7 protein-coding genes are annotated in these 8,606 nt (G+C 61.1%); 3 read left to right on the top strand and 4 right to left on the bottom strand.

The window, feature by feature from the left end; all coding sequences use genetic code 11:
• Positions 1-648 precede the first annotated feature (648 nt).
• The 3 genes from FBZ97_RS20130 to FBZ97_RS20120 are packed head-to-tail and all read right to left on the bottom strand — an operon-like array spanning position 649 to position 5,656.
• Positions 649-3,819, bottom strand: coding sequence for a CusA/CzcA family heavy metal efflux RND transporter (locus tag FBZ97_RS20130; RefSeq protein WP_145320984.1), 3,171 nt, complete (start codon positions 3,817-3,819; stop codon positions 649-651).
• A complete protein-coding gene (locus FBZ97_RS20125) occupies positions 3,816-5,255 on the bottom strand; it encodes an efflux RND transporter periplasmic adaptor subunit (protein ID WP_246661812.1) in 1,440 nt (479 codons plus the stop codon). The genes FBZ97_RS20130 and FBZ97_RS20125 overlap by 4 nt, the downstream gene beginning before the upstream one ends.
• Positions 5,252-5,656, bottom strand: coding sequence for a FixH family protein (locus tag FBZ97_RS20120; protein ID WP_246661811.1), 405 nt, complete (start codon positions 5,654-5,656; stop codon positions 5,252-5,254). The genes FBZ97_RS20125 and FBZ97_RS20120 overlap by 4 nt, the downstream gene beginning before the upstream one ends.
• A gap of 299 nt (positions 5,657-5,955) precedes the next feature.
• On the opposite strand from FBZ97_RS20120, the gene FBZ97_RS34480 reads away from it, so the two are divergent.
• The 3 genes from FBZ97_RS34480 to FBZ97_RS34775 all read left to right on the top strand — a co-directional run bounded on the left by FBZ97_RS34480 (position 5,956) and on the right by FBZ97_RS34775 (position 6,895).
• Positions 5,956-6,198 (top strand): hypothetical protein, encoded by a 243-nt coding sequence (locus FBZ97_RS34480; RefSeq protein WP_186449519.1) that lies wholly within the window; start codon positions 5,956-5,958, stop codon positions 6,196-6,198.
• Between the two features lie 84 nt (positions 6,199-6,282).
• Complete coding sequence (locus FBZ97_RS34780; RefSeq protein WP_246661810.1) at positions 6,283-6,687, top strand: enolase C-terminal domain-like protein; 405 nt, start codon at positions 6,283-6,285, stop codon at positions 6,685-6,687.
• Positions 6,659-6,895 (top strand): hypothetical protein, encoded by a 237-nt coding sequence (locus FBZ97_RS34775; protein WP_246661809.1) that lies wholly within the window; start codon positions 6,659-6,661, stop codon positions 6,893-6,895. Before FBZ97_RS34780 ends, FBZ97_RS34775 begins: the two co-directional genes overlap by 29 nt.
• 209 nt (positions 6,896-7,104) lie before the next feature.
• Here FBZ97_RS34775 and FBZ97_RS20105 read toward each other — a convergent pair whose 3' ends face one another.
• Positions 7,105-8,322 carry a S41 family peptidase gene (locus FBZ97_RS20105; RefSeq protein ID WP_145320988.1) on the bottom strand — a complete coding sequence of 406 codons (1,218 nt, stop codon included), beginning with the start codon at positions 8,320-8,322 and terminating at the stop codon, positions 7,105-7,107.
• Positions 8,323-8,606 lie beyond the last annotated feature (284 nt).

The raw sequence follows: 8,606 nt of genomic DNA, 5'->3' as shown, positions 1-8,606 counted from the left end.
CGCGCTTTTATGTGTCGGCCTGTTGATCGGCGCGGGTGCTGCTGTGTCGCAGCCCCGATGACGAACATGACGAAGCCGGAGGTCCAATCATCCGTTCAAACGGTCCGTTATCATCATCGTCGCCATTGGCACGGGCCACGACATCATCGGCATCACCACTGGAGATCGCATCGCAGCTATCGGAGCCACTACTGGCGCGGCCATCATCACGGTTGGTACAAGCACCGTCACCACCACCGCCATCACCGCTACTATCGCTGGTGATCGCCGCTCGGCGGAGCGGTAGCCTGATGATCAAACCGTCACGCAGATCGAGGCCGGGCGCAGGTTGTATCGGATGAGCCGGCCCGGAAAGGCATTGCAGGCCCAATGCGCTTCAAAATCAATCAGACAAACCTCCTGCACAAGGCTATTCGAATGTCGGCGCTCGCACATGATTGGACAGCTTGGCCGATATACGATCACAAGCGGGCCGCAATATCTCCGCAGTGTGTTCATGACGGCTCTCTCGGGTGTGACGATTGATATAGGCGACAATAACAGCCGCGAAGAAGAAAAAGCTCTCTTGAAGCGGTGTAGCGGAGCGGCTGTTAGTAAACAAAAGAGGGTCGCCGCACTTAAGCACGACCCTCCTTCGATAACCTGATGTTATTCGGCCGCATCGAGACAGCGCTCATCATCATCGACGAACGCACCCTGGGCGGCTGTTTCCGAAAGCCGCCATCCCTTTACCAGTCCATAGACCACGGGGATGACGATCAGCGTCAGCAGCGTCGACGACACCATGCCGCCGATCATCGGCACGGCGATGCGCTGCATGATCTCAGAGCCCGTCCCAGTCCGCCAGAGGATCGGAACGAGACCGGCCATGATGGCGACGACGGTCATCATCTTCGGCCGGACGCGCTCGACCGCGCCAACCATGATGGCCCGGTTGAGATCCAGCTTCGAGAAGGAACGGCCTTCTTTTTCGCAGGCCTCGCGCTGCTCCTTCATCGCGTGGTCGAGATAGATCAGCATGATCACTCCTGTCTCGGCTGCAACGCCCGCAAGCGCGATGAAGCCGACGGCGACCGCGACCGAGGCGTTGAATTCCATCCACCACATCAGCCAGATGCCGCCGACCAGCGCGAAGGGCAGCGACAGCATGACGATGACAGTCTCCGTCAGCCGCTTAAAGTTCAAGTAGAGCAGCAGGAAGATCAGCGCCAGTGTCAGGGGAACGACGACGGCAAGCCGCGCTTCGGCCCGTTCGAGATATTCGAACTGCCCGCTCCAGGCGACGGAATAACCGGGTGGCATCCTCACCGACTTGGCGACGGCCTGCTGGGCTTCGGCGACATAGCCGCCAAGATCGCGGCCCGCGATGTCGACATACACGTAGACGGCAAGCTGGCCGTTCTCGGTGCGGATTGTCGTCGCTCCGCGCGTCAGCTTGACATCGGCCACCTCACCGAGCGGTACCGTTCCGCCGCCCGGCAGCGAGATCTGCACGTCCCTTGCGATCGCCTGCGGATCGCTTCGGAAGGCTCTCGGATAGCGGACGGCCACGCCATAGCGCTCGCGACCTTCGACGGTCGAGGTCACGACCTCGGAGCCAAGCGCCATGCCGACCACATCCTGGACATCCTTGATCGTCAGGCCGTAGCGGCCGAGCGCGGTGCGGTTGGGGACGATGTCGAGATAGTAGCCGCCGATGACCCGTTCGGCATAAGCGCTCGACGTGCCGGGGATTGTCTTCAGCACGTTCTCGATCTGGCGGGCGATCTTCTCCATTTCGGTCAGATCGGTACCGTAGACCTTCACCCCGACAGGCGTCCTGATCCCGGTCGAGAGCATGTCGATCCGGCCGCGGATGGGCATGGTCCAAGCGTTGGAGACGCCGGGGAACTGCAGGGCGGCGTCCATTTCCTGCTTAAGGCTGTCGACAGTTACGCCCGGCCGCCACTGCGATTTCGGCTTCAGCGTGATGATCGTTTCGAACATTTCCGTCGGCGCCGGGTCGGTGGCCGACAATGCACGGCCGGCCTTGCCGAAGACACTCTGGACCTCCGGGAACGACTTGATGATACGATCCTGCGTCTGCATCAGCTCCGCCGCCTTCGTGACGGAGATGCCGGGCAAAGTGGTCGGCATGTACATCAGCGTGCCCTCGTCGAGATTGGGCATGAACTCGCTGCCGATATGCTGTGCCGGCCAGGCGGTCGCCGCCAGGATCGCGACGGCGGCTAGGATCGTCAGCGTCTTCACCTTGAGGACACCGGAGATGACCGGGCGGTAGATCCAGATCAATAGACGGTTCACGGGGTTCTTCTGCTCGGGCACGATATGTCCGCGCACGAAGAGGACCATCAGGGCGGGGACAAGGGTCACCGACAGCAGCGCCGCCGCCGCCATCGAGAAGGTCTTGGTGAAGGCGAGCGGCCCGAACAGCCGTCCTTCCTGCGATTCCAGCGTGAAGATCGGGAGGAACGACACCGTGATGATCAGCAGGCTGAAGAACAGTGCCGGGCCGACCTCGCTCGCCGCCTCAACGAGGATGTCGATCCTCGGCTTGTCCGGCGGCGCGTGTTCGAGATGCTTGTGGGCGTTCTCGATCATGACGATCGCCGCGTCGATCATCGCGCCGATGGCGATCGCGATGCCGCCGAGGCTCATGATGTTCGCCCCGAGGCCGAGCAGTCGCATGGCGATGAAGGCGATCAGGATGCCGACGGGCAGCATGACGATGGCGACCAGCGCGCTGCGGACATGCAGGAGGAAGGCGATGGTCACCAGCGCGACGACGATGGATTCCTCGACCAGCGTTCCCTTCAGGGTTTCGATCGCCGCCTCGATCAGAGTCGAGCGATCGTAGACCGGGACCACCTCTGTGCCCGGCGGCAGGCTGCCCTTGATCGAGTCCATGCTTTTCTTGGCGTTGTCGATGACCGTGAGCGCGTTTGCTCCGAAGCGCTGCAGCACGATGCCGCCCGCCACCTCGCCTTCGCCGTTCAGTTCGGTGATGCCGCGCCGCTCGTCCGGGACGAGTTCGACCCTGGCGACGTCGCCGAGGCGCAGCGGCACGCCATTCTGGCTCTTCAGGACGATGTTCTCGATGTCGGGAATGCCCTTCAGGTAGCCGCGGCCGCGCACCATAAACTCGAACTCGGAGAGCTCGACCGTGCGGCCGCCGACGTCGGTGTTGCTGGCGCGAACGGCGTTGGCGACATCGGAGAGCGACACGCCCTGCGCCTTCAGGCGGGCGGGATCGACGATGATGGAATACTGCTTCACGAAGCCGCCGACGCTTGCGACCTCGGCGACACCCTCCGACTTGGAGACGCCGAAGCGCACGATCCAGTCCTGCAGCGACCGCAGTTCAGCAAGCGACAGTTCCTTGGCGACGAGGGCATATTCATAGACCCAGCCGACGCCGGTGGCGTCGGGACCGAGCGTCGGCGTGACGCCCTGCGGCAGACGGCTCTGGGCGGCGTTTAGATATTCCAGCACGCGGCTGCGCGCCCAATAGGGATCGGTGCCGTCGTCGAAAATGACGTAGACGAAGGAGACGCCAAAGAAGGAGAAGCCGCGCACCACTTTCGACTTCGGCACCGTCAGCATCGACGTCGTCAGCGGATAGGTGACCTGATCTTCGACCACCTGCGGGGCCTGCCCGGGATAGTCGGTATAGACGATGACCTGCACGTCGGAGAGATCGGGGATGGCGTCGAGCGGCAGTGACCGCAGCGCGTAGATGCCGCCGGCGACTGCGAGCGCGGCGCCGACGAAGATCAGCACGAGATTATGGGCGGACCAGGAGATGATACGCGAGATCATGGCTTGGCCTCCTCGGTCATTGCGCTGAGGGCCGAGTTCAGGTTGCTTTCGGCGTCGAGTAGGAAGTTGGCGGAGACGACGATCTTGTCGCCAGCGGCGATGCCCTGCCGGATCTCGGTGCTGTCGTCGCCGCGGACGCCGAGCTTGACGTCCTTCGGCTCGAACTTCCCGTCGCCCTTGTCTAGGAAGACGACCTGGCGGTCGCCGGTGTCCACGACGGCGCTGTTGGGAACGGCGACGACCGGGTTCGGCACGCCCGCCGCGATCTCGACATCCGCATACATGTTGGCCAACAAGACGCCGTCTGGATTGGGAAGCTCGATGCGGACCTTCGTCGTGCGCGTCTGCATGTCCACTTCCGGATAGACGAGGTCGACGGTGCCGTGGAAGGTCCTGCCGGGGAGGCTGCGGACCGTAACATCGGCCTTCCTGCCAATGGCGACGGAGGAAAGATCGTATTCCGGAACGTCGGCGATCACCCACATGTCGGAGGTATCCGCGATACGGAATAAGGTGTCGCCGGGCTTGGCCATCATGCCTGCGGTCGCCATGCGCTCCAGCACAATGCAGTCGCGCGGTGCGGTGTAGGTCATGCTGGTCGGAACCTGCCGTGTCCGGGCGATGCCGTCGATGATCTCCTGCGGCACGCCGAGGTTTTTCAGCCGCAGCGCCGATCCCGTGTCGTCGCTGCCGCGCGAGCCGTCGCGGCCGGCGGCGTATTCGGATGCCGCGGTGGCGATCTCCCTGGAATAGAAGCGGAAGAGCTTTTCGCCCTTGCCGATGTGGTCGCCCGTCGTGACATTGGCGACGTCGTCGACGAATGAATCCGTCCGCATCGAGATGATGCTGACAAGGCGCTCGTCGAGCGCCACGGTGCCCGGCACGCGCACCTTTCGGCCGACGCTGGCCATCTCGGCGATCGCAGTCTTCACACCCGTGCGCTGCAGCTTGCCAAGCGAGACCTTGACGGTGGAGGCGTCGGACTGCTCACCTTCGTAGACCGGGATATAGTCCATGCCCATGGAATCCTTCTTCGGCACCTTCGAGGTGTCCGGCAGGCCCATCGGGTTGCGGTAGTAGAGGATACGACCTTTCGACGCCGAAACCTCGGGGGATGCGTCTGCGGCCGCAGTGCCAGCGGATGCCTTCGCCTTGTCGTCGAAGCTGACGTCCTCGCTCGCATGCACGGCGACGAACGGCCGTCCGTCGCCGGCGGTCTTCGGCGTCGCCGAGAACTGCGGAAGGCCGTCCGGATGGCGGTAGTAGATGACAGCACCCGTTGGAGCGGGCCCACCAGCCACGGACGTGGCCATCGCCGTCTCGGCCAGATTGAGACCGAGGACGGATGCCAGGTTGTTCGTGCCAGCCCAATAGCCTCCCCCGCCGAGCAACACGGCGAGGGAGAGCGTGGCTGCCACACGCGATGGCGTGCTCAAGGGGCCGCCTTCAGCACGACTTCGCCCTCGATCGTGTCCGCCTCGCCCTGGACCTTGGCGGCTAGCTTGAAGCGCCAACCGCCCGCCATGCTGAAGTCGGACTTGAAGGCGTAGACACCGGGTTCCTTCGAGGTTGCGGCCTCGACCGGGGTCGTCATCATCTCCATGCCCTCCGGGGCCATGTCCATGCGGGTGGTGAAGATGACGGCGTCGGGGACGGGCTTGCCCGTCCGCTTATCGACTAGGCGAACGGCGACCGGCGATCCCTGGCCTTGCTTGACGTTGGCCGAAATCGGCTGGAACTCGTAGTCCTGTGCGGCTGCGAAGGAGACGACGGGAGATCCGGCAAGCAGGGCACCGGCGAGGAGCATCGCTCCTGCTGAAAAGGAAGTCTTGTTCATGTTCATGATCTCTTCTCGGGACGGATTTCCAAATCGCGTCCACGGGGCAAAATTGATGGCCGTCGGATCGTAGCGGACGCATTCGTGCATCCGGCGTGAGCCGCAGGCGTGTTTCAAGAATGGTTTGAGATCAGACTTTTGGGGGTCTGGCCGGTGGCTCGATGAGGGCCGACGTCAGTTGCGACGCGGGCATCAGGTCGTATCGGTGGGACTGCCAGGAGATGGCGAAGGACCAGCCGTGGGCGTCTGGCGCTTGGCCGGAGATGGATGTCGTGCAGACCAGAGCCAGGGGACATCCCTTGCCGCAGTCGACCTTCACAGGTTGCCGTTCGGGGCAACAGGGCATCTCTTCAGCCCTCTGCATGCCCGGCATGGCGCTGGCCATTGCTTTCATTGTCATCGAGCCAGAAGATGCCATGGCGCTACTGGCCAACCCGATGCTCATCGGGCCGATGGCGACCGCGAGCAGGGGAATCAGCAAAATCAGGCAATGGGCGACCCTTAGAAATTTCATAGGCGAAGATTGGCATGCCGTTTGCTGAATTGGAAGCGGCTCACGGAGATGTGTTGTGACGCGATGTCCAATCACAAAGGTCTTCGACGCCGGGAAGATTGCAAATCACGCATTGCAGACCTCCACGAAGCTAAACGAGTCTGGTACATCCGAGCCATACGACCTGCTTTTCATTGAGGACTCGATTGCGCCGGAACTCGTCGATCAGTACGCGCGAATTCGCCAGCATGTAAGCGTGCCGCTTGCGGCGGGCGAAAGGATGAGTTCGCTGTGGGGCATGAAGAACCTCATCGAACGCGAACTAGTTGACGTTATTCAACCGGATACCGGGCGGGCTGGTGGCTTGAACCAAATGAAGAAAATTGCCGCGATCGCTGAAGCACATGGTACCATGCTAGCGCCGCATTCGGGATCGCTAGGGCCGGTGGCGGAGTTCGCGGCCCTTCATCCTATGGCCTCTCTCCCCAATGCGCTCATGATCGAGCGAGTTGAAAACGATTGGCAAGGGCCGCAATGACGTGATCTCGGCGCCTCCTGTCTGCGAAAACGGCGCGCTGATTGTCCCCGATGCGCCGGGCCTCGGCGTCGACATCGTCGAATACGAGATCGCGAAATATTCTTCGACCAAAAACATTGCGGAAGGGACGGGAAGAGGGCGGGAAGCCGGGAGTTCCTACATCCAAATGCGGCGGCTGCGCACAACGCTGACTAACAGAAGGTTTTAGGCAGCCTCGAATTGCCTCAGGAGTTCGGATCGCCATTGGCCAAGGCTTCCGGCAGCTTCAAGCCAGTGTAGCTTCCAACCCTCTTCTCCAAATTTGCGAACGTCGTTTGGACGATCACGACACCTCCTATCATGCGAATAGAATGGTCAATCCGTAGCGTCCTGCGAAGCGACGATGACGTTCCTGGCGAGTTTCGGATGAATAGCCTGTTACTGTGCCAATACCGCCTTGGCCGCAAGTTCGAGCTGGCTATCAGTGCCTTTCCTCAGCTCGTTTCGTGTCAAGGGGATCGATACGTCCGGTGTTATGCCCACGCCTTCGAACTGGCGTCCATCGGGAAAATACTCGCGCTTGGTGGATACCCTGAACGACATACCGAATTCCGGGAATCTAACGAGGTAGGGCTGTCCAGTCGATCCGAAGCTAGGTTCACCGACCACGAGGCCTCGATTACCATTCTTAAAACGCAGAACGAAATCCTCGCAGGCAGAAGCACTGCCGCCATTGATAAGCAGGGCTATCTTCCCCTTCCAGCTGTCCGGCAGGGGCATTGTTAAATCCGAGCCAGATTTCATCATGGTTGCGGACAACGCTGGAATGCTGCCGCTAAACGAGTTGGATGCATCGGAGTCGGCGATCGTCAGGGGGGTGGAAACCAACGTGCCGCGATAAGGGTTGGTCATGATGGCGGACAGCAGGTTGCCGGGTGAGCCGCCGCCGTTGTTATCGCGCAGGTCGAGGAGGATGGCAGCGGCATTCTCGACGCCTCGAATGGCTCCAACTGCAGCTTCCTCATATTTCGGATCGTCAAAGCCCGGAATACGGATCACCGCCACACCGTCTGGGCGGTGGATGGTTTCGACTTCGGTTGCGGGCAGAACACCGCGCTCCGGGTCGGTCGATGGTTCGGTCAAATCGATTGCCACCTGCCTGCCGTCATCCGTGCCGATCGTAAAACGCCGTGGCAACAGAAATGGACGGAGCCATGTCATCCAGTCGAGTGCCGCCAGGCTGGACTGGCCGATGTATTCACGCACCGTCTCAAGCCAACCGTCGACGGGTTTGCCGTCGACGACGGTCACGACATCACCGGGATGAAGCTCCGCGAGCCTTGATCTTACGATCGTCCACTGATCATCGACTCGTCTTATTCGAAACGGCATCGGCCCGGTCTGCTGCGCCAATCCTTCGTCCCAGAACGAGGTATGGCCATTTTGCAGGCTTGCGAAGAAGCGCATTGTGGTCAGCGAAAAAACTATCCGATTTGGTGCTTCCAATGCTTCTCCAAGATAAGCACGGTAACGACGCTCGAAATCATACGTGGCAGGTAGTCCTTCAGCATGCGCAAAATAGCGCTTGATCGCATGGTAAGCGGTCGCGCCAATGTAGGCACGATCTGTGAGATCCGGGTCAAGAAATGGGGTCATGCGGGGTGTCTCGCCATCAGCTACGGCAGGTTACCGTTCTGCTATCTCATAGCACAGCAGGCTTCAGGAAGATTTAATCGGCGGTATACATTAAACAGAACGCAGACATGCTGGCCAGCCACTGCGGCCCAAAGGGGTGGGGCGGAACCTTCCCAGCGAGAAGTGATCATTAATTTGCAGGCCTTCCAGCATCGTTGATGAGGTGCTACCAATCGGCTCGCAACATACTCTCGAAATGGTCCAGCTTGTTACGGAGCTTCTACTTATCCCGAATAACCGTCGGA

It is taken from the genome of Rhizobium sp. ERR 942 (assembly GCF_007828395.1).
Taxonomy (GTDB): domain Bacteria; phylum Pseudomonadota; class Alphaproteobacteria; order Rhizobiales; family Rhizobiaceae; genus Rhizobium; species Rhizobium dioscoreae.
Note: the sequence above shows the minus strand (reverse complement) of the source record. Positions and strands in the feature narration are given on the sequence as shown.

What these genes read in the sequence shown, in the direction of transcription:
- FBZ97_RS20130 (WP_145320984.1), bottom strand. Translation starts at nt 3,819, where the DNA reads ATGATCTCGCGTATCATCTCCTGGTCCGCCCATAATCTCGTGCTGATC.
- FBZ97_RS20120 (WP_246661811.1), bottom strand. Translation starts at nt 5,656, where the DNA reads ATGAACAAGACTTCCTTTTCAGCAGGAGCGATGCTCCTCGCCGGTGCC.
- FBZ97_RS20105 (WP_145320988.1), bottom strand. Translation starts at nt 8,322, where the DNA reads ATGACCCCATTTCTTGACCCGGATCTCACAGATCGTGCCTACATTGGC.